This is a genomic window from Micromonospora parva (assembly GCF_040649675.1).
GTDB lineage: Bacteria > Actinomycetota > Actinomycetes > Mycobacteriales > Micromonosporaceae > Micromonospora > Micromonospora parva.
Map to the genome: position 1 here is coordinate 33,212 of NZ_JBEZFX010000007.1, position 19,771 is coordinate 52,982.

Below are 19,771 nucleotides of genomic sequence, written 5' to 3' on the forward strand. Positions count from 1 at the left end.
CTACCATCTCTGTCATGCGGGAAGTGGCCCGTACCGGGCTCCGGCGACGCGCGCGGGCACACCCCCGCCGCGACCCCGGTCCGCTCGCCCGGGCCGTCGCCCGGGTGCTGGTCCGCGCGGCGGACGGTGCCACCCGACTCGTCACCGACCTGCTCGGGACCGGTCCGACGGCCGGCCGGGAGCGCATCTCGGAGGCCGATCTGCGGGACCTGGTCGCGGCGAACACGGTGCTCGACCCGGACGAGCGCCGGATCATCGACGAGGTCCTGGTGGCCGGTGCCAGTCTGATCCGCGAGGTGATGATGCCGCGCACCGAGGTGGTCTTCCTGCCGGCGCGGCTGACCATCGGCGAAGCCGCCCGACTGGTCCGCGCCGAAACACACACCCGCTACCCGGTCACCGACGCCACCCACGACGACGTGATCGGCTTCGTACACCTCCGGGACGTGCTGCTGCGCCCGGACGCCGACCCGTGCCTCACCGTCGGTGAGCTGGCCCGGGAGGTGAAGCGGCTCCCCGGCAGCAAACGGGTGCTCGCCGCGCTGACCGAGATGCGGCGGGAGGGCCAGCACCTCGCGGTGGTGGTGGACGAGTACGGCGGCACGGCCGGGATCGTCACCCTGGAGGACCTCATCGAGGAGCTGGTCGGTGAGATCCACGACGAGTACGACGCCGCCCCGGACCCGGTGCACGCTGGCCTGCCCGCCGTGGTGGACGGTCGCCTCAACCTCGCTGACTTCGCGGAGCGGACCGGGGTGGCGCTACCCGCCGGCCCGTACGAGACGGTGGGTGGGTTCGTGATGGCCGCGCTGGGTCGGCTTCCAGTGACCGGCGACGAGGTGCCGGTGCCCGCTGAGCCCGCCGACGTCGGCGCTCCCGATCCGGCCGAGTTGCCGGCCGGCTGGCTGCTGCGGGTGCTCACGCTGGACGGCCGCCGGGTGGCCCAACTCGCCGTCTCCGCCGCGCGCGGCACCGAGCCGCGCCGCGAGTACGACGCTGTGCCGGCCTCGGCGGGCGGCCCGGAGCCGGCCGGGGAGGCGGTCGCGGGGCAGCACCGGCGGGTCACGGTCGGGTCGACGCACCGGGTTGGCGCGGGCGAAGCACGCGAGGTCAGCACCCCGGCATCGGCGGGCCGGAGCCGACCCGCCGGCCCGTCATGACGGACCGGGTTGCTTGCTGACAGAATTATCGCCATGTCCGACGTTCCCGCCCGGCCCCGCGTCTTCTCCGGCATCCAGCCGACAGCCGACTCGTTCCACCTCGGCAACTATCTGGGCGCGGTGCGGCACTGGGTAGCCCTGCAGGACACCCACGACGCGTTCTACTGCGTCGTGGACCTGCACGCCATCACCGCGGGGCACGACCCGGCGCTGCTGCGCCAGCGGACCCGGGTGGCCGCGGCCCAGCTCTTCGCGGTCGGGCTGGACCCGGAACGCAGCACCCTGTTCGTCCAGTCGCAGGTGCCCGAGCACCCGCAGCTGGCCTGGGTGCTCGGCTGCATCACCGGCTTCGGCGAGGCCAGCCGGATGACCCAGTTCAAGGACAAGTCGCAGAAGCAGGGCAACGAGCGGGCCAGCGTCGGGCTGTTCACCTATCCGGTCCTCCAGGCCGCCGACATCCTGCTCTACCAGGCCAACGCGGTTCCGGTCGGCGAGGACCAGCGCCAGCACCTGGAGCTCTCCCGGGATCTGGCCCAGCGGTTCAACTCGCTGTTCGGCGCCACGTTCACGGTGCCTGCGCCACACATCGTCAAGGACACTGCCAAGATCACCGATTTGCAGGACCCGACGGCGAAGATGTCGAAGTCGTCGTCCTCGCCGGCCGGCATCATCGACCTGCTCGAAGATCCGGCCCGGTCCGCGAAGAAGATCCGTTCGGCGGTGACCGACACCGGCCGGGAGATCGTCTTCGACGCCGAGACCAAGCCGGGCGTGTCCAACCTGTTGACCATCCACTCGGCGCTCAGCGGCCGCAGCATCGACGAGTTGGTGGCCGCGTTCGCGGGTCGAGGCTACGGCGACCTGAAGAAGGAGCTGGCCGAGGTCGTGACGGACTTCGTCCGGCCGATCCAGGAGCGCACCCGCACCTACCTGGACGATCCGGCGCAGTTGGACAAGCTGCTCGCGGCCGGCGCGGAGAAGGCCCGCGCGGTGGCTTCGGCGACCCTGCGGTCCGCGTACGAGCGGGTCGGGTTCTTCCCGCCTGTGCGCGGCGAGTAGGTCCGCGGTACAGGTGGACGGGTCGGTGGTCGGAGGGGCGGCGCGAAGCGTGGATCGCAGTGGCGGGGTGCCGCCGACCGGCGACACCATCCAGATCGGCATCGCGGTGGACATCCCCGAGCCGTGGGGTGCCCAGCTCACCCGGCGACGGATCGAGGCCGGCGATCCGCTGGCGGTGCCCGCGCACGTGACGTTGCTCGGTCCCACCGAGATTCGCACGGCCAACCTGCCTGCGGTCGAGCGGCACCTGGCCGCCGTCGCCGCCGCTCACCTGCCGTTCACGCTGCACCTGCGGGGCACCGGCACGTTCCGTCCGGTCACCCAGGTGGTGTTCGTCGCGGTGGCCGCCGGGATCAGCGAGTGCGAGTTGCTGGCCGCGGCCATCGCCGCGACGCCCGGCCTGCACCGGGAGCTCCGATTCCCGTACCATCCGCACGTCACAGTGGCTCAGGACGTGGCACCGGAGGCCCTGGACAAGGTGTACGAGGATCTCGCCGACTTCTCCGCGGTGTTCGAGGTCGGCGCGTTCACCCTCTTCTCGCACAGCGGGCAGACCAGGTGGCAGCCACGCCGGGACTTCTGCCTCGGCGACTGAAGCGCGGCGACTGAAGCGCGGCGACGCGCCGGCCGGCGAGCACGGGAAGCTGGTTGCCACGACAGCGGTGGGAGATCGGCGAGGATGATCGCGTGAACGTGATCGGCCGGATCGAGGCGGGCATCGACCGCTGGGTGAGCGGCGCGCGCCACCGGTCGAGCCTCTTCGACCACGTGTGGCGGGCCGGCGTGCTGTACGGCGAGGTGCTGGCCGGCCGGTTGGCAGCCGCCATCGCCTACTACGGCTTCTTCGCGGTGTTCGCCCTCGCCCTGGTCGCGTTCTCCGTCTTCGGCGCGATCCTGGAGGACAACGACGAGGTCAGCGCGGCGGCGGCCGACTTCCTCAAGGAGAATCTGCCGTTCCTGGACGCCGAGCAGATCGCCAACTCCAGCGGCACCGTCGGTGTGGTCGGCCTGGTCATCCTGGTCTTCACCGGGATCGGCTGGGTGGAGGCCATCCGATCCTCGCAGCGACTGATGTACCGGCTCAACCAGCAGCCGGGCAACCTGGTGGTGCGGCGGCTCGTCGACCTGGGCGTGATGATCGGCGTCTTCGTGCTGCTCGGCGTGTCGGTCGCGGCGGTCGACGCGTTGGAGTCGCTGCTGCGTTTCCTGCTCCGCAGCACCGGCTCGGTCGGTCTGACCACGATCAGCGCGGTGCTCAGCGTGCTGGTCAACACCGTGCTCGCCACCGCGCTGCTGCTCGCCGTGCCCCGGCTGCGGATGAGCCGCTCCCGGCTGCGCCCGGTGGTGTTGCTGGTGGCGATCGGTATCACCCTGCTGAACACGGTCGGGCGATACTACGTGGTGCGGACCGAGCGGAATCCGGCGTACACCGTGGTGGCCGGTGCCGTCGGTCTGCTGCTCTACCTCTACCTGCTCAACCAGTTGGTGCTGTTCGGCGCGGCGCTCCTCGCGACCAGCACCACCGGTCGGGTCGTGGATCTCGCGGAGACCCCGACGCCGCCGAAGGATGTCGACGAGGGCATCGACCCCGGTACGCCGGGCGGGGCGGGCTGATGACGGAAGGCGGGCAGGTGCTGATCTCGGTCGATGCGGACTTGCCGGTGCCCCCGTACGAGCAGGTGCGGGTGCAGCTGGCCGAGCTGATCGGCGACGGCCGGTTGCCGGTCGGCACTCGGCTGCCGACCGTCCGGCAGCTCGCCGCTGACCTGCGGTTGGCAGCGAACACGGTGGCTCGCGCCTACCGCGAGTTGGAGACGGCCGGGCTGTTGGAGACCCGGGGACGCAACGGCACCTTCGTCGCTCCGGGGCGGGACGACGCCGTCGACCGTCTCCAGCGGGCAGCGGCCGGCTACGCGGCGGAGGCGGCTCGGCTCGGTGTGCCCCCGGCCACGGCGCTCGCCCTGGTCCGCGCCGCTCTGGACGCTGTCCGTCCCGGCTGACCGGCCGGCCAACACGGCCGTCGAGACAGCCGCGGAACGACCACCGAACGAGCGCCGAACGACCACCGAACGAGCGCGGGAGGGCCACCGGACGAGCGCCGAACGAGCGCCGGAGGACCGCCGGACGGGCGACAACAGCGGAGAACCGCATCGGCGCTCGCGTTCGCGGACCATGATGAGCCGGTGGGCGCACTCATGACACTCGACCTGCCGGCGGACTCACCGCTGCTCGGCCTGCCGTGGATCATCACCTTTGGTCCGCTCGGTGATCTCGACGAGTGGGAGCCGGTGGTCTGCGGGCCGTACGAGCGCCCCCACGCGTTGGCCCTGGCCGAGGCGGTGGTGGCCGAGGAGCAGTTGGTGGCCGTGGTGGAGCCGTTGCTGCCGGCGCTGTCCCCCGACGAGATCCGCAGCGAGATCGCCGCCGCGCAGGTCGCCGCCGAGGACGAGGCCCGTCAGGTGGAGGGGGCCGACCTGTACGGGGACTTCGAGGACGTGATCGACGAGGAGTTGGACGCGGCAGCCGACGAGGCGGGTCACGGTGAGCCCGCCGAACCGCCGGACGAGGCCGAGGTGCGTGCCGGCTTCACCCGGATCGCGGCGTTGCTGACAGCGAAGTGAGGGCTCAGCGGGTTGGCGCGCGGTCCAGCACGCAGAACTCGTTGCCCTCCGGGTCGGCGAGCACCGTGAACTGTTCGGCCCCGGTCTGCCCGACGTCCACGTGCCGCGCGCCGAGGCTCAGCAGCCGCCGTACCTCGGCCTGGGGGTCCGCGTCCGCGACCAGGTCGAGGTGCAGCCGGTTCTTGCCCCGCTTGGCGGTGCCCGAGCCCTGCAACCACACGGTGGGCGCCGTGGCGGACGGCGGCCCGGGCGGCCGGAGCCTGGCGCTGCCGTCGTCGCCGCACTCGACGTCGTAGCCGAGGGCCGTCGACCAGAACGCGACCATCACGTCCAGGTCCTCGACGTCGAGCGTGCACTGGGCGATCCGTACCACCATGGGGCACCTCCGTAACGACGGTGCCCGATTCCGTACCCGCGGCCCCTGCGGGCCACACCACCGGCCGGCTACGGACACCGGCGCCACGCGGAGCGGACTCCGCGCGGCGCCGGTGGCACCTCACCCCCCACCACAAGGGGTCGGTAGCCCAGTCGCCCGCCGGCGCGGGGCACGACGAACGACCAGGTCGAGAACGAGTTACCCGTTCAGCGCTGTTCCAACCAGACTGCCGCGTCAATGGGCAGCAGATGACCGGTGCCCTGCTCGGTGAGCTCGTCGCTGGCGACGAGCGGCTGGCCGTACCCGTGGATCAGGACCGGTGCGCCGCTGAGGTTGACCACGCAGGTCAGCACGGTTGTGCCGGCGGTACGGGAGAAGGCCAGCACGCCCGGTTCGCTCTCCCGCCAGGTGACCCCGTCGGCGTCGAGGGCGAGCGCGGGATGGTCGTGCCGGATCCGCAGTGCCGCCCGGTACAGCTCCAGGGTGGAGCCGGGCACGCCGGTCTGCGCGGCGACGGAGAGCGTCTGCCAGAGGGCCGGGGCGGGTAGCCAGCTCAGCTCGCTGCCGGCCGGCCCGAAGCCGTACGGGGTCAACTCGCCGCTCCACGGGATGGGCACCCGGCAGCCGTCCCGGCTCTCGCCGGTGCGCAGGAACGCCGGATCCTGGCGTAGCTCGTCGGGGAGGTCGAGAACCTCGGGCAGGCCCAACTCCTCGCCCTGGTAGAGGTAGGCGCAGCCGGGCAGGGCGAGCATCAGCAGGCTGGCGGCGCGGGCTCGGCGCAGTCCTTCGGGGCCGTCGCCGTATCGGGTGACGTGCCGCTGCTTGTCGTGGTTGGACAACACCCAGGTGGTGGGCGCCCCGACCACTGTCGCCTCGGCCAGCGCGGTGTCGATCACCTTGCGGAACGAGTCGGCCGACCAGGTGGCGTCGAGGAAGTCGAAGCTGAACGCCTGGTGCAACTCGTCCGGGCCGATGTAGCGGGCCAGCCGCTGCGGCGTCTCGGCCCATGCCTCCGCGACCGCCATCCGGCCGCCCGGGTAGCTGTCCAGGATGGGCCGCCAGGCGCGGTAGATCTCGTGCACCTCGTCCTGGTCGAAGTACGGCAACCGGCCCTTGCCGAGCAGTTCGACCTGACGCTGGCCGGTGGTCATCGAGCTGAAGCCGACGTCCGGCAGCCCTTCCGCCTTGATCATGCCGTGCGCCACGTCGATGCGGAATCCGTCCACGCCCCGGTCCAGCCAGAACCGCAGCACGTCCTCGAACTCGGCGCGGACCTCCGGGTGGCGCCAGTTCAGGTCGGGCTGCGACGGGTCGAACAGGTGCAGGTACCACTGACCGTCAGGGATCCGCGTCCAGGCCGGGCCGCCGAAGATGCTCTCCCAGTCGTTCGGGGGCAGCTCGCCGTGCGCGCCCCGGCCGTCGGCGAAGAGGTAGCGGGCCCGCTCCGGTGAGCCGGGGCCGGCGGCGAGCGCGGCGGTGAACCACTGGTGCGCGCTGGAGGTGTGGTTGGGCACCAGGTCGACGATGATCCGCAGGCCGTGGGCGTGCGCGTCGGTGATCATCGCGTCGAAGTCGTCGAGGGTGCCGAACATCGGGTCGACGTCGCGGTAGTCGGCCACGTCGTACCCGCCGTCGATCATGGGCGAGGTGTAGAAGGGGGTCAGCCAGAGCGCGTCCACCCCGAGGTCGCGCAGGTACGGCAGGCGCTGCCGGATGCCCTGGAGGTCGCCGATGCCGTCGCCGTCGCTGTCGGCGAAGCTGCGGACGTACACCTGGTAGACGACTGCGGAACGCCACCAGTCGTCGGCGGCGGGCGGTGGGGTGGCGGCGCTGATCATTCGAGCAATATGCCGGCCGGCCGCTGCAAGAGTCAAGCAGATCTTGCGTAAGAAAGGCGTGCGGAACTCGGTGCGACAGCCGTGGAGCCGCGGACCACCAGCTCCGGGCGGAACAGGTACTCCGAATGCGGGGCGCCGTGCCCGTTGATCTCGTCCACCAGTGCCCGGACGGCGGCCACCGCCATCGCGGTGACCGGCTGCCGCATGGTGGTCAGCGGCGGGTCGGTGAAGGCCATCAGCGGTGAGTCGTCGTAACCCACCACGGAGAGGCCGTCGGGCACGTTGAGGCCGCGTTGGCGGGCGGCCCGGACCGCGCCGAGCGCCATCAGGTCGGAGCCGCAGACCACACCGGTGACGCCGCGGTCCAGCAGTCGCCCGGCCGCCGCCTCGCCACCCTCCACTCCGAACAGTGACAGCTCGGCGAGTGGGCCCAGGTCGGCTTCGGCGACGCCGGCCAACCGGGTCATCGCGGATCGCCAGCCGGCGACCTTGCGCTGCACCGGGACGAACCGGTCCGGGCCGGTGATCAGGCCGATCCTCCGATGTCCGAGCGCGACCAGGTGGGCGACGGCGAGTTCGGCCGCCTCCCGGTCGTCGCAGGACACGAAGGGTGCGCCGATGCCGGGCACGTACCCGTTGATCATCACGACCGGCAACGGCCGGGCGAGCAGCGCCCGGTAGCGGTCGTGGTTGGCGGCGGTGTCGGCGTGCAGGCCGGAGACGAAGACGATCCCGGAGACCTGCCGGTCCAGCAGCATCTCCACGTACTCGTCCTCGGTCACCCCGCCGGCGGTCTGGGTGCAGAGCACCGGGGTGAACCCGCTCTGCGCCAGGGTCGACTCGATGACCTGGGCGAAGGCGGGGAAGATCGGGTTGTCCAGCTCCGGTACCACCAGGCCGACCAGGCCGGCGCTGCGCTTACGCAGTCGGGCCGGGCGCTCGTATCCGAGCACGTCGAGGGCGGTGAGGACGGCCTGGCGGGTCTCCGCTGCCACGCCGGGGCGGTCGTTGAGCACCCGCGACACCGTGGCCTCGCTGACTTCGGCCTGCTGGGCGATGTCGGACAGTCGAGCGCGCATGGCGGCACTTTAGCCCACCGGCAAGTTCTTGCGGAGTGCTTTGCAAGCCCTTCCATAATCTGCAACGTCTTGCTAACGTCCCCGCAACATGCGCGAGCAGCGGCGCAACATCATGCGTCGGTTGGCAAGAACTTCCAGACTTTCCACTGGCCGGCCGCCCTCCCCCGGCGGACCCGCCATGACGACAGGAGCACCGATGCGCATCCGTACCGCGGGTGTGGTCGCCCTCTTCGCCCTGGCGCTCGCCGCCTCGGGCTGCGGTGGCGACAGCGACGAGCCGGCCGCGAAGGACACCCCCAAGGCAGCCGGCGGCAAGATGGTCATCTGGGCGGACGACAAGCGGACCGCCGCCCTCAAGCCGTTCGCCGAGAAGTTCGGCCAGGAGAACGGCGTCACCGTCGAGGTCCAGGCCGTCAGCAAGGACCTGCAGACCAACTTCGTCACCGCGTCCCAACAGGGCAGCGGGCCGGACGTCGTGGTCGGCGCACACGACTGGATCGGCAACCTGGTGCAGAACGGCGCCATCGACCCGGTGCAGCTCGCCGCCGACCAGAAGAGCGCCTTCAACGCGACAGCCGTCAAGGCGGTCACCTTCAACGGCCAGCTCTACGGCGTGCCGTACGCGCAGGAGAACCTGGCGCTGATCCGCAACACCGAACTGGCCCCCGAGGCGCCGAAGACCATTGAGGACCTGGTCGCCAAGGGCAAGCAGCTCACGGCGTCGAAGAAGGTCACCGAGACGCTCTGCCTCCAGGTCGGCCAGAACGGCGACGCCTACCACATCTACCCGCTCTACAGCTCGGCCGGCGGATACCTCTTCGGCACCGGCGCCAACGGCGACTACGACCCGAAGGACCTGGGCGTGGGCAAGCCCGAGTCCATCGAGGCCTTCAAGAAGATCGGCGCGCTCGGCGAGAAGGGCGCGGGTGTGCTCAAGCGCTCCATCGCGGACACCAACTCGATCGCCACCTTCACCGGCAAGAAGTGCGCGTACCTGGTCTCCGGACCGTGGGCCGTGGCCGACGTCAAGAAGGCCGGCATCTCGTACGACATCTCGGCGATCCCCGGCTTCGCCGGCGGCAGGGAAGCCCAGCCGTTCGTGGGCGTGCAGGCGTTCTACGTCGCGGCCAAGGGCACCAACAAGGCGCTGGCCCAGGAGTTCGTGGCCAACTACACCACCACGCCCGAGCTGGCCGTCGCGCTGTACAACGCCGAGCCCCGGCCGCCGGCGTTGACCGCCGCCCTCGACCAGGTCAAGGGCGCCGACGCGGACCTGGCCAAGTTCCAGGAGGCGGGCAGGAACGGGCAGGTGCTCCCGGCCATTCCGGCGATGGCCGCGATCTGGGACCCGTTCGGCAAGGCCGAGGCCGCCGTCATCGGTGGGGCGGACCCGACCAGCACCATCACCGCCGCCGGCAAGACGATCTCCGGCCAGATCAAGTAATGAGTACGCCGCTGTCCGGCCCGGGGTCTGCCACGCAGGCCCCGGGCCGGGAGCCCGCCGGCTCCCCACCCCCGCGCTCCCGTGCCACACGTGACCACGCGCCGATCACCCTGACCGGGCTCGCCGGCAAGGTGCTCCTGCTCGGCCTGACCGCCGGTGTCGCCGTCTGGGCGGCGTTCCCGCTCGTCGCCGCCGAGATGTGGGTCGGCCTGGCGCTGCTGGTGGCGTCCACCGCCGGGCTGTTCTACCTGTACCTCACCCGTCGGCACGTCCCCGCCAAGTACCTGGTCCCGGGAACCCTGTTCCTGATCGCCTTCCAGGTCATCCCGGTGCTCTACACCGCCAGCACCGCCTTCACCAACTTCGGGGACGGGCACCGGGGCAGCAAGGACGACGCGATCGTCGCCATCGAGTCCTCGTCGGTCACCCAGGTACCCGGATCCGCCGAGTACGCCCTGACGATCGCCACCACCGGCGACCCGGCCACCGGTGCGCTGGTCTTCCTGGTCACCGACCCGGGCACCGGCGCGGTCTCCGTCGGTGACAGCGACGGGCTGCGCCGACTCGACAGTGCCGACGTCACGGTCGCCACCGGCGGGAGGGTCACCGCCGCCGCCGGGTACACAGTGCTGAACATCGGCCAGGCCAGCTCCCGCAGCAAGGAGATCACCGACCTGGTGGTGCCCACCCCCGGTGGCGCGCTGCGCTCCAGCGGCCTGTCCCGCGCGTACGAGGGCAAGGCGGTGCGGGCGTACGACGCCGCCTGCGACTGCGTCCGCGACGCCGAGACCGGGCGGACCTGGACCGCCGACGACGAGGCGGGTGCCTTCGTCGCCGCCGACGGTGAGCGGCTGGCCCAGGGCTGGAAGGTCAACGCCGGGCTGACCAACTTCACCCGTGTGCTCACCGACAAGAACGTCTCCGGCCCCTTCCTCAGCACCCTGATCTGGAACTTCGCCTTCGCCATCGGCTCCACCGGTGGGACGTTCCTGCTCGGCATGCTGATCGCGGTCGCGCTGCACTCGGCCCGGATGCGCGGCACCAATCTCTACCGGGTGCTGCTGGTCCTGCCGTACGCCATGCCGTCGTTCGCGATGCTGCTGGCCTGGCGGGACATGTTCAACGCCGACTTCGGGCTGATCAACAACCTGTTCGGGCTGGACGTTGACTGGTTCGGTCAGGCGTGGACGGCCCGCTTCGCGGTCATCCTGGTGCAGCTCTGGCTCGGGTACCCGTACATGTTCCTGGTGGCCACCGGTGCGTTGCAGGCCATCCCGCGCGAGCTGACCGAGGCCACCTCGGTCGACGGGGCGTCACCCTGGCAGTCCTTCCGCGCGGTCACCCTGCCGCTGTTGCTGGTAGCGCTCTCGCCGCTGCTGATCTCGTCGTTCGCGTTCAACTTCAACAACTTCAACGCGATCTACCTGACCACCGACGGTGCGCCCTTCCCCGCCGACAACCCGACGAACGGCGCCACCGACCTGCTGATCACGTACACCTATCGGCTCGCCTTCGGCGGCCAGGGGGCGCAGCTCGGCTTCGCCGCCGGCATCTCGGTGTTCATCTTCGCCATCGTCGCGGTGGTCTCCGCGGTCGGCTTCCGGCGGACCCGCAAACAGGAAGAGGTGTACGCGTGACAAGCCTCAACCTCAACCAGGCCGGCCGGCGGCGTGGCCGCTGGTTCGCCCAGGTCGGCTGGCGGCACCTGGTCGCCGTGCTCGCCGTGTTGTTCAGCCTGTTCCCGATCGTGTTCGTGGTGTCCGCGGCACTCAACCCGCTCGGTACGTTGTCCACCACCGAGTTGGTGCCGACCGGCGGGGTGTCGCTGGACAATGTCGGTGGGTTGTTCGAGCGGACCGCTTTCGGGCGGTGGTTCCTCAACTCGTTGCTGATCGCCGGGTTGGCGGCGTTCGCGTCGGTGTTCCTCTCGGCGCTCGCCGCGTACGCCTTCTCCCGGATGCGGTTCCGCGGCCGCCGGGTGGGGCTGCTCTCGCTGCTCCTGGTGCAGATGTTCCCGCAGTTCCTGGCGATCGTGGCGATCTACCTGATCTTCGGCACGATCACCGACCTGTGGCCGTCGATCGGCTTCAACACTCCGTGGGGTCTGCTGCTGCTCTACCTGGGTGGCGCGCTCGGGGTGAACACCTGGCTGATGAAGGGTTTCTTCGACACGTTGCCGCGGGAGTTGGACGAGTCGGCCACCATGGACGGTGCGTCGCACGCCCAGGTCTTCTTCCGGATCATGCTGCCGCTGGTGGCGCCGATCCTGGCGGTGGCCGGGCTGTTGGCCTTCATCGGCACCATCAACGAGTTCCTGATGGCCAACGTCTTCCTCACCAGTAGCGACTCCAAGACCCTGGCGGTGGGGATGTACGGCCTGTTGGAGGGCAACGAGCGCAACAACAACTTCGGCATTTTCGCGGCCGGCACCCTGCTCACCGCGATCCCGACGGTGCTGGTCTTCCAGTTTCTCCAGCGGTACATCGTCTCCGGGCTGACCTCGGGAGCCGTCAAGGGGTGAGACCGGGGGCGGTCGATCTCCGGTGGGGCGCGGTAGGGTGCTCCGGCGCCGTGCTGACGTTGCTCAGCGAGAGCGGGCCAGCGAACGTGTGGCGCTTTTGTTTCACTGGCCGCTGGTGGCCCGCCGCCCTTCATCCGCCGTCCGGTGCTGTTCCCGGGGAGACTCTCGTGCAACTGTCGATCTTGATGCCGGTCTACAACGAAGCGGAACGCGTCGGGGAGGCCCTGAAGCAGGCCCTCGCCGTGCAGTACCCGTGCGAGATCGAGATCGTGGTGGTGGACGACGGCAGCACTGATGAGACCGCCGAGATCCTCGGTCGGATGGATGACGCGCGGCTGCGGGTCGTGACCCACCCGCGCAACGCGGGCAAGGGCGCGGCGATCAGGACCGCTGTGGACAACGCCCGGGGCGAGTACATGGTGATCCTGGACGCCGACCTGGAGTACGACCCCCAGGACATCCCTCAGCTGTTGGCGCCGGTGTTGGAGGGGCAGGCGACAGTCGTCTACGGCAACCGCACCTTCGGCAGCCACAGTGCCTACAGCTTCTGGTACGTGGTCGGCAACCGCGGTGTCACCACGGCGGCGAACATTCTTTTCAATTCCTACATCGGCGATGTGGAGACGTGCTTCAAACTGATGCCGGTGGAGCTGTTCCGGTCGTTGAACATCCGGTCGCGTGGGTTCGGCATGGAGGCCGAGGTGACCGGCAAGCTGCTGCGCCGGCAGATCCGCCCCTACGACGTGCCGATCACCTATCGGGCGCGGGGCCGCGCGGAGGGCAAGAAGATCACCTGGCGGGACGGCATCGAGGCGTTGTGGATCCTGGGCCGGGAACGAGCCCGGCGTCGTCCCAGCGGCATCCCCGCCAAGACCCTCGCTGACCGATGACCAGCACGAAGCGCCGGGACCCGACCACGATCGCCCGGGTCGTCGTGGCGCTCGTCGGTGTGGGCTGCCTCCTGCTGACCGCCCAGGGCGCCGTGCAGGCCACCGGTCGTGGCGTCGCCTTCATGACCGACCGGGAACACGACCTTCCGGCCCTCCAGCATCAGGTGGACCTGGAGACGCTCTGGCAGCAGTTCGTCGAGCAGGTGCCCGCCGGCAGCCGGATCTCGCTCACCCCTGCCCGGGCGAACAAGGACCTCTGGCAACAGCGGTTGAGTGAGCTTGCCGTGCTGCGCGGATGTGTGGTCGTCCAGGCGGGTCCGCGGGACTACTGGGTGGGCGTGACCACGGTGCAGCGGAAGCGGCCGACCAGCCCGGGCGTGCGGCTGGTCGTCCGGAAGGTCGGCTGACGACATGGCTCCCACCTCGATGCTCGCCGTGCTCGCCCTCCTCGCCGCCGGTTTTCCGCTGGCCTTCGCGGTGCTGCGCAGTCCCTTCCTCGCAGTGCTCTTCGCGCCGGTGACGGCGGCGCTCCTGAGCATTGTCGCGGTGGTCCTGATGCTGGTCGTCGGCGGTCCGCTGTTGCTCTGGCTCGCGCTGGTGCTGGTCGCCGGGGCGGCCGGCGCCTGGTGGCTGTCGCGCCGCCCCGGCGAGTCGGCACCGTACGGGGGGTGGTCGCACGCCCTGCTGATCGCGCTGCCACTGCTCCCGCCGTGCTTCATGATCTTCGAGCCGGCCTTCCAGTGGGACGCCCACTCCATCTGGTGGCTGCACGCCGGCTACTTCGCCAACGGCAGCGAGTACGCGCGGGCGACGATCGGCAACCCCGCCTTCGTCTTCTCGCACACCGACTACCCGCCGTTCGCCTCGGCGCCCGTCGCCGCCGTGTGGAGCGTCGTCGAGCCGGACTTCCGTACCGCGCAGCTCGTCGGCACGTTGGTCACCGTCTCGGCGGTCGCGATGCTGGTCTACCTGGTCCGACGCGCGCTGAACCGGGTGTCCGCGCGGGTGGCCTGGGCGCTGGCCATCGCGGTGGGCCTGGCAACCTGGGCGAACGTCCCGTACGCAGTGACCGGTGGTCTCGCCGACGCGCTCTGGTCCACCGCCTTCGCCGGTGCGGCGGTGGCGCTGCTGCTCGGTGCGGATCCGCTGCGCCGACCCGCGGTGCCGCTGGTGCTGTTGACCGTCGCGGCGCTCAGTAAGAACGAGGGGCTGATCGCCGTCGCGGGCCTGGCCGTGCTGGTCACCGTGCGGGGCCGCGCCGACCTGCGGCGGGCGGCGCTGGTGTGGCTGCCGGTGCTGGCCGGGGGTGCCTGGGCGGTGCTGGCCCGCCTGTTGGACGCCCAGTCGGACATCACCAGCGGCACCTCGGATGCTCGGGACGCGGGGGTGGTGGAACGGTTCCAGTTCACCGTCGCGGCGTTGTGGGACGTGGTTGGTCCGCTGCTGGTGGGCGCCGCGGTGGTGGCGTTGATCGGCACCCTCTTCCTGCGGGGGCGGCGTCATGCCGCCGGGCTGGCGGCGGACGGCTGGGTGTGGGCGGCCAACGGCTACTACCTGGCGGTTCTGATCGGGACCTACCTGTCCGGCCCGAACGAGATCCAGTGGTGGCTGGCGACCTCGGTGAACCGGGTGACGCTGCCGGTGGTGCTCCTGGCTGCGGTGAGCCTTGCCGGATGGGTCGCCGTCGCGTTCGGCGGTGACAGCCGAGCCGGGTCGCAGACGGTGCTCGACCAGCCGCGCGAGCCGGCCATGTCCGGTTCCACCCCGGGAACGACCGGTTGATCGACTGATTCGCGCCTGTCGGCGGATCCCGCTACTACGATCCGTCGTTCATAGGGGAGTATGGCGAGCGTGGAAGCTCTCAGACTCATCCTCCTCTACGTCCATCTGATCGGGTTCGCCCTGCTGCTCGGCGGCTCGATCGCCCAGTACGCCAGCGGTCGGCTGCGGATCAACCAGGCCATGCTCTGGGGCGCGGTGATCCAGTTGCTGACCGGGCTGGGCCTGTCCGCGCCGCTACGCGACGGCGACGAGCCGGCGCCGGCGAAACTTGTGACGAAGTTGGTGATCGCGCTGCTGATCTTCGTCATGGTCTTCTTCTCCCGGAAGCGGGACGTGGTCAACCGTGGTCACTTCCTCGCGATCGTCGGCCTGACCCTGGTCAACGCGGCGGTAGCGGTCTTTTGGCGGTAACGTCCGGGGAGGGTGGGCGCCTCCGGAAAACGGACGTTGCGGACACCTTGGCGCTCGGCTACCAGCACGAAGAGTGACTTGCCCCACGCAAGGGTTACACCCGGGTAACAGGCGCTCAACAGTCGTGCACGATTGTCGGCCGGTGGGTGGACGCGGGCGTACGCTCCCGTCCGTAACGTGGGACAGCCGGCGGCACACCCGCAGGCCGGCTGATGGGCTGCCACCGCACAAGGCGCGGTGAGCAATGGGAAGGAGACGTCTTGCGCTCGGTGCGTGGGATGCGGATCGCCTCGATCTTCGCGGTGGGTGGGCTCGCGCTCACCGCCGCCGCTTGTGGCGAGGCGCCCAAGGATGACAACAACGCCGGCAGTGGCGCCAAGAAGTTCAGCGCCTGCATGGTGACCGACGTCGGCGGCATCGACGACAAGTCGTTCAACGCTTCGGCCTGGAAGGGCCTGCAGGAGGCCAAGGCCGCCAACGACAACATCGACATCAAGTACGTCGCGTCGAAGGCGGAGGCGGACTACGAGCCGAACCTGACGCAGTTCGTCAACCAGAAGTGCGACTTCATCCTGGCGGTCGGTGGCCTGATGGAGAACGCCACTAAGAAGATCGCGGCGGCGAACCCGAACCAGGTGTTCGGCATCGTCGACGCCAACCCGGGTGTGGACAACGTCTACCCGATGCAGTTCGACACCGCGCAGGCCGCGTTCCAGGCCGGTTACCTGGCCGCCGGAATGACCAAGTCCGGCAAGGTGGCCACCTACGGTGCGGTGCCGATCCCGCCGGTGACGATCTTCATGGACGGCTTCGTCGACGGCGTCGCGCAGTACAACAAGGCCAAGGGCAAGAACGTCCAGGCGCTGGGCTGGAACAAGGAGACCCAGAAGGGCTCCTTCTCCAACGCCTTCGACAAGCAGGACGAGGGCAAGAAGGTCTCCGACGCGCTGGTCGCCCAGGGCGCGGACATCATCATGCCGGTCGCCGGCGGCTCCGGCCTCGGCACCACCGCCGCCGCCAAGGCCTCGGGTGGCAAGTACAGCACCATCTGGGTGGACGTCGACGGCTGCGAGAGCACCCCGGACTGCTCGGCGATCATCACCACCGTGGTCAAGAACATCCCGGACGCCGTCAAGGAGGCCGTGGTGAAGGCTGCCGCCGGTGACAAGCTTCCGGCCAACCCGGGCTTCGTCGGCACCCTGGCCAACAACGGTGTCTCGATCGCCCCGTACCACGACTTCGACAGCAAGGTTCCGGCCGAGCTGAAGGCCGAGGTCGACAAGATCAAGGCTGACATCGCCGCTGGCACCATCACCGTCACCTCGAAGGCTCAGCCGACCAAGTGACAACCGCACGGCTCCTCCGGTGAGATCATCGGGGAGGTCGGCGGGGGACAGGTACGACCGATCGGCCGCTTCGGCCCTGCGGGTGACCGTGGGGTCGGAGCGGCCGATCGCGCACCACGTCAGCCGGGCCGCTCCGGCCGGGTTGACGGCAGCTAGGCTGCACCATCGCTCGCACTCCAGGAGGTTGCGCTGAGACTCGAACTGCGCGGCATCACCAAGCGGTTCGGTGATCTGGTCGCCAACGACCACATCGACCTGACGGTGGAGCCTGGAGAGATTCATGCCCTGCTCGGCGAGAACGGCGCGGGCAAGTCGACCCTGATGAACGTGCTCTACGGGCTCTACCAGCCTGACGAGGGCGAGATCCTGGTCGACGGCAAGCCGTTGAAGCTGAAGGGCCCGTCCGACGCGATCGGTGCCGGGATCGGCATGGTGCACCAGCACTTCATGCTGGTGCCGGTCTTCACCGTCACCGAGAACATCATGCTCGGCGCCGAGCAGGTCCGAGGCGGCATCGCCGGTTTCCTGGACCGGCGGCGGGCCCGGCGCGAGGTCACCGAGGTGTCCGAGCGCTACAACCTGCGGGTCGACCCGGACGCGGTGATCGAGGACCTGCCGGTCGGCATCCAGCAACGCGTCGAGATCGTCAAGGCGCTCACCCGCGACGTCGACCTGCTCATCCTGGACGAGCCGACCGCGGTGCTCACCCCCCAGGAGACCGAGGAACTGCTGACGGTGATGCGGTCGCTCAAGGCGGCCGGCAAGTCGATCGTCTTCATCACCCACAAACTTGGCGAGGTCAAGGCCATCGCCGACCGGATCACCGTGATCCGACGCGGAAAGACGGTGGGCACCGCCTCGCCGGAGGCCAGCCGGGACGAGTTGGCCGCGCTGATGGTCGGGCGCAACGTCCGGCTCACCGTCGACAAGACCCCGGCCACTCCGGGCGAGCCGGTGCTGGAGGTGTCCGGGCTCGTCGTCGACGACGACCGGCAGATCCGCGCCGTCGACGGCATCGACCTGACCGTGCGGGCGGGTGAGGTGCTCGGCGTGGCGGGCGTCCAGGGCAACGGTCAGACCGAGCTGATCGAGGCGATCATGGGCCTACGCCCGGTGCTCGGCGGCACGGTCAGCCTGGTCGGCGACCGGATCAACGGCTGGAAGCCCAAGCGGGTGCTCCGGGCGGGCGTCGGCTACGTGCCCGAGGACCGCAGCGTGGACGGCCTGGTCAAGGAGTTCAGCGTCGCGGAGAACCTGGTGCTGGACATCTACGACCGGCCGCCGTTCGGTGCCGGGCTCGCGCTCAAGCCGGACGCGATCGCCGCCTCGGCGAAGGAGCGGATCGAGCAGTTCGACGTCCGCACGTCATCGGCCGACGCGGCGGTGGGCACTCTCTCCGGCGGTAACCAGCAGAAGGTGATCGTGGCCCGGGAGCTGTCCCGGCCGCTGAAGCTCCTCATCGCCGCCCAGCCGACCCGTGGCGTCGACGTCGGGTCGATCGAGTTCATCCACAGCCAGATCATCCACGAACGGGACGTCGGCACCGCCGTCATGGTGGTCTCCAGCGAACTCGACGAGGTGATCGGGTTGGCCGACCGGATCGCGGTGATGTACCGCGGTCGCATCATCGGCGTCGTCGGCCCGGACACCCCGCGTGAGGAGATCGGCCTGCTGATGGCCGGCATCACCCCGGACGCGGCGAACGAGCGCAACACGGACGCCGTGCCCGGCGACGGGCCGGCCACCGACGGGAGCCCGGCGAGCGACCCGGGCTCCGCGAGCGAGGACGAGGCATGAGCGAGCGGCAGCGAGTGAATCGGTGTTGCAGGGCGTTGGTGCCTCATGGCGTCACGCAGCGAAGCGGAGTGACGGCATGAGCGACTCACCCAACCCGCAGTCCGGCTCGCCGGACAAGGAGCCGGCGAGCGAGGCGCAGGCGGCGCAGAACGCGCTCGGCAACACCGAACGGGCCGAGGTGGCGACCGAGCCGGACCGCCCGGCGACGAAGCCGGAGCCGGGGTCGAAGCCGAGTCTGGGTCGGCTGTTCCTGGACAACCTCTGGGCGGCCAACACCTTCACGGTGACCCTGCTGTCGCTGGTGTTGGCGATCGTGGTCGGCGCGGTGCTGATGATCATTTCTGATCCCGACGTGCTCTCCACGTACTCGTACATCACCTCCCGCCCGTCCGACGCGATCAACTCCAGCTGGACGCTCGTCAGCGAGGCGTACGCGAACCTGTTCAAGGGCTCGATCTTCGACCCCGAGGCGTTCTCCGGCTGGCTGGACGGCGCCAACGGCTGGCAGGCGGTGCTCGCGCCGATCTCGGAGACGCTGACCTACGCGGCGCCGCTGGTCTTCACCGGTCTGTCGGTGGCGTTGGCCTTCCGTGGCGGCCTGTTCAACATCGGCGCCCAGGGCCAGGCCACCATCGGCGTGATCATGGCGGCGCTGGCCGGCTTCCTGCTGCCGCTGCCGCCGGGCCTGCACCTGCTGGTGGCGGTGCTGGCCGGCGCGCTGGGCGGAGCGATCTGGGGTTTCATCCCCGGCATCCTCAAGGCCCGGGCCGGCGCGCACGAGGTGATCAACACGATCATGCTGAACTACGTCGCCACGTACTTCCTCACCTGGTTGATCGTGCAGAACGGCGTGCAGGACCCGACCCGTACCGACGCGATCAGCAAGGCGGTGGACACCTCCGCCCAGCTGCCCCGACTGCTCGGCGACAACCTGCGGGTGCACGCCGGCATCCTGCTCGCCGTGCTGGCCACCTGGGCGGTCGCCTGGCTGCTCAACCGCTCGACGCTCGGCTTCGAGCTGCGTGCGGTCGGTGCCAACCCGGACGCCGCCCGGACCGCCGGCATCAGCGTCACCCGGACGTACATCCTGATCATGGTCTTTGCCGGCATCCTGGCCGGCCTCGGCGGCTCGAACATGGTGCTCGGCTCGACCGCCAGCGCGTTGACCCCGCTGGTGGTCGCGCAGATCGGCTTCGACGGCATCCTGGTGGCGCTGCTCGGGCGGGTGAAGCCCTGGGGGGTGTTGCTCGCCGCGCTGCTGTTCGGGGCGCTGCAGGCCGGTGGTAACCGGATGCAGTCGTACTCCGGGATCTCGCTGGAGCTGGTGACGGTGCTCCAGGCGCTGATCGTCATCTTCATCGCCGCGCCGGCCCTGGTGAAGGCGATCTTCCAGCTCCGGGCCGCCCGCGCCGCCCGGTTGCAGACGAGCCTGGCGAAGGGCTGGTAA

At 70.1% G+C, this 19,771-nt stretch carries 18 protein-coding genes and 1 pseudogene; 16 read left to right on the forward strand and 3 right to left on the reverse strand.

What is annotated here, in order from left to right:
• Window positions 1-14: 14 nt before the first annotated feature.
• From AB0C03_RS18465 to AB0C03_RS18490, 6 genes and pseudogenes are all read left to right on the forward strand, one after another.
• Window positions 15-1,034: pseudogene (locus tag AB0C03_RS18465) on the forward strand (hemolysin family protein); the annotation flags it as partial.
• Window positions 1,035-1,193: 159 nt separating this feature from the next.
• A complete protein-coding gene (trpS, locus tag AB0C03_RS18470; RefSeq protein ID WP_210857656.1) occupies window positions 1,194-2,219 on the forward strand; it encodes a tryptophan--tRNA ligase in 1,026 nt (341 codons plus the stop codon).
• Window positions 2,220-2,244: 25 nt separating this feature from the next.
• Window positions 2,245-2,814, forward strand: coding sequence for a 2'-5' RNA ligase family protein (locus AB0C03_RS18475; protein ID WP_209444494.1), 570 nt, complete (start codon window positions 2,245-2,247; stop codon window positions 2,812-2,814).
• Window positions 2,815-2,906: 92 nt separating this feature from the next.
• Window positions 2,907-3,833, forward strand: a complete 927-nt coding sequence (locus AB0C03_RS18480; protein WP_357638017.1) for a YihY/virulence factor BrkB family protein — start codon at window positions 2,907-2,909, stop codon at window positions 3,831-3,833.
• Window positions 3,833-4,219, forward strand: a complete 387-nt coding sequence (locus AB0C03_RS18485; protein ID WP_036410852.1) for a GntR family transcriptional regulator — start codon at window positions 3,833-3,835, stop codon at window positions 4,217-4,219. Before AB0C03_RS18480 ends, AB0C03_RS18485 begins: the two co-directional genes overlap by 1 nt.
• A 183-nt stretch (window positions 4,220-4,402) precedes the next feature.
• The gene (locus tag AB0C03_RS18490) at window positions 4,403-4,840 is read left to right on the forward strand and encodes a hypothetical protein (RefSeq protein WP_030329078.1); all 438 of its coding nucleotides are present in this window, start codon (window positions 4,403-4,405) and stop codon (window positions 4,838-4,840) included.
• A 4-nt stretch (window positions 4,841-4,844) separates the two neighbouring features.
• On the opposite strand, the gene AB0C03_RS18495 is transcribed toward AB0C03_RS18490, so the two are convergent.
• The 3 genes from AB0C03_RS18495 to AB0C03_RS18505 form a co-directional block, all read right to left on the reverse strand.
• Window positions 4,845-5,216: a VOC family protein gene (locus AB0C03_RS18495; RefSeq protein WP_357638021.1), complete on the reverse strand. Its 372-nt coding sequence runs from the start codon at window positions 5,214-5,216 to the stop codon at window positions 4,845-4,847.
• A 206-nt stretch (window positions 5,217-5,422) separates the two neighbouring features.
• Window positions 5,423-7,054: a glycoside hydrolase family 13 protein gene (locus AB0C03_RS18500; RefSeq protein ID WP_030329073.1), complete on the reverse strand. Its 1,632-nt coding sequence runs from the start codon at window positions 7,052-7,054 to the stop codon at window positions 5,423-5,425.
• Between the two features lie 32 nt (window positions 7,055-7,086).
• Window positions 7,087-8,133 carry a LacI family DNA-binding transcriptional regulator gene (locus AB0C03_RS18505; RefSeq protein ID WP_030329071.1) on the reverse strand — a complete coding sequence of 349 codons (1,047 nt, stop codon included), beginning with the start codon at window positions 8,131-8,133 and terminating at the stop codon, window positions 7,087-7,089.
• 196 nt (window positions 8,134-8,329) lie between these two features.
• Here AB0C03_RS18505 and AB0C03_RS18510 point away from each other — a divergent pair, with 196 nt between their 5' ends.
• The 10 genes from AB0C03_RS18510 to AB0C03_RS18555 all read left to right on the forward strand — a co-directional run bounded on the left by AB0C03_RS18510 (window position 8,330) and on the right by AB0C03_RS18555 (window position 19,771).
• A complete protein-coding gene (locus AB0C03_RS18510) occupies window positions 8,330-9,577 on the forward strand; it encodes a sugar ABC transporter substrate-binding protein (RefSeq protein WP_030329069.1) in 1,248 nt (415 codons plus the stop codon).
• Complete coding sequence (locus AB0C03_RS18515) at window positions 9,577-11,214, forward strand: ABC transporter permease subunit (protein WP_030329066.1); 1,638 nt, start codon at window positions 9,577-9,579, stop codon at window positions 11,212-11,214. Before AB0C03_RS18510 ends, AB0C03_RS18515 begins: the two co-directional genes overlap by 1 nt.
• A complete protein-coding gene (locus AB0C03_RS18520) occupies window positions 11,211-12,098 on the forward strand; it encodes a sugar ABC transporter permease (protein ID WP_030329064.1) in 888 nt (295 codons plus the stop codon). The genes AB0C03_RS18515 and AB0C03_RS18520 overlap by 4 nt, the downstream gene beginning before the upstream one ends.
• Before the next feature lie 167 nt (window positions 12,099-12,265).
• On the forward strand, window positions 12,266-12,988 hold the full coding sequence (locus AB0C03_RS18525) for a glycosyltransferase family 2 protein (RefSeq protein WP_357638025.1): 723 nt from the start codon (window positions 12,266-12,268) through the stop codon (window positions 12,986-12,988).
• A complete protein-coding gene (locus AB0C03_RS18530; RefSeq protein WP_210866619.1) occupies window positions 12,985-13,395 on the forward strand; it encodes a hypothetical protein in 411 nt (136 codons plus the stop codon). Before AB0C03_RS18525 ends, AB0C03_RS18530 begins: the two co-directional genes overlap by 4 nt.
• Before the next feature lie 4 nt (window positions 13,396-13,399).
• Window positions 13,400-14,770, forward strand: coding sequence for a hypothetical protein (locus AB0C03_RS18535; RefSeq protein ID WP_357638028.1), 1,371 nt, complete (start codon window positions 13,400-13,402; stop codon window positions 14,768-14,770).
• Window positions 14,771-14,839: 69 nt separating this feature from the next.
• The gene (locus AB0C03_RS18540) at window positions 14,840-15,181 is read left to right on the forward strand and encodes a hypothetical protein (protein WP_210857649.1); all 342 of its coding nucleotides are present in this window, start codon (window positions 14,840-14,842) and stop codon (window positions 15,179-15,181) included.
• 278 nt (window positions 15,182-15,459) lie between these two features.
• Complete coding sequence (locus AB0C03_RS18545; protein WP_210857658.1) at window positions 15,460-16,527, forward strand: BMP family lipoprotein; 1,068 nt, start codon at window positions 15,460-15,462, stop codon at window positions 16,525-16,527.
• A gap of 249 nt (window positions 16,528-16,776) precedes the next feature.
• On the forward strand, window positions 16,777-18,324 hold the full coding sequence (locus AB0C03_RS18550) for an ABC transporter ATP-binding protein (RefSeq protein WP_357638368.1): 1,548 nt from the start codon (window positions 16,777-16,779) through the stop codon (window positions 18,322-18,324).
• A 76-nt stretch (window positions 18,325-18,400) separates the two neighbouring features.
• A complete protein-coding gene (locus tag AB0C03_RS18555) occupies window positions 18,401-19,771 on the forward strand; it encodes an ABC transporter permease (RefSeq protein WP_030329050.1) in 1,371 nt (456 codons plus the stop codon).